Raw genomic sequence first — 1,014 nt, forward strand, 5'->3', positions numbered from 1 at the left:
GGCCGAAGTACTGGCCGTCCGTCCAGAACACCGGGCAGGACGAGGTGCACGCGGCGCACAGGATGCACTTCGTGGTGTCGTCGTAGATCGCCCGGTCGGCCTGGGACTGGTAGCGCTCCTTGGTGGGCGCGTGGCCCTCGGCGACCAGGAACGGCATGATCTCGCGGTAGGACTGGAAGAACGGGTCCATGTCCACGATCAGGTCCTTCTCCACCGGCAGGCCCTTGATGGGCTCCACCAGGATGGGCTTGGACAGGTCGAGGTCCTTCAGGAGCGTCTTGCAGGCCAGGCGGTTGCGGCCGTTGATGCGCATGGCGTCGGAGCCGCACACGCCGTGGGCGCAGGAGCGGCGGAACGACAGGGTGCCGTCGTGGTCCCACTTGACCTTGTGCAGGGCGTCCAGCACGCGGTCGGTGCCGTACATGGTCAGGCGCCACTCGTCCCAGTAGGACTCCTCGGAGGACTCCGGGAGGTAGCGGCGGACCTTGAGCACGATGTCGAAGCTCTCGACCTCGCCTGCGCCGCCACCGGCGGACTGGGTCTGCGCCTGGGCCACGGGGGCCTCGGTCTCGGTTGCTGAGTGGCTCATCAGTACTTACGCTCCATCGGCTGGTAACGGGTCACGACGACGGGCTTGGTCTCGAAGCGGATGCCCTTGACGCCCTCCATCTCCGCGGTCTCGTCACGGTAGATCATGGTGTGCGCCATGAAGTTCTCGTCGTCGCGGTCGGGGTAGTCCTCGCGGTAGTGCCCGCCGCGGGACTCCTTGCGGCCCAGGGCCGCGAGGGTCATGGCCTCGGCGATGTCCAGGAGGTAGCCCAGCTCCATGCCCTCGAGCAGGTCGAGGTTGAAGCGGTGGCCCTTGTCCTGGACGGACACGTTCTCGTAGCGGCCGCGCAGCTCCTCGATCTTGGCCAGTGCGCGGCGGATCGAGTCCTCGTCGCGGAAGACCTGCATGTCCGCGTCCATGGACTCCTGGAGCTCGGCGCGGATGTCCGCGACGCGCTCGGACCC

1 protein-coding gene and 1 pseudogene are annotated in these 1,014 nt (G+C 67.6%); both read right to left on the reverse strand.

Annotation, left to right across the window (positions count from 1 at the left end; genetic code table 11):
- A partial coding sequence (gene sdhB, locus ACFWJO_RS41050; protein ID WP_386873525.1) for a succinate dehydrogenase iron-sulfur subunit occupies window positions 1-589 on the reverse strand: 589 nt, incomplete at its 3' end.
- Window positions 589-1,014: pseudogene (locus ACFWJO_RS41055) on the reverse strand (succinate dehydrogenase/fumarate reductase flavoprotein subunit); the annotation flags it as partial. The pseudogene ACFWJO_RS41055 and the gene sdhB, both read right to left, overlap by 1 nt.

This window comes from Streptomyces sp. NPDC127092, from assembly GCF_042722475.1.
Classification (GTDB): Bacteria; Actinomycetota; Actinomycetes; order Streptomycetales; family Streptomycetaceae; genus Streptomyces.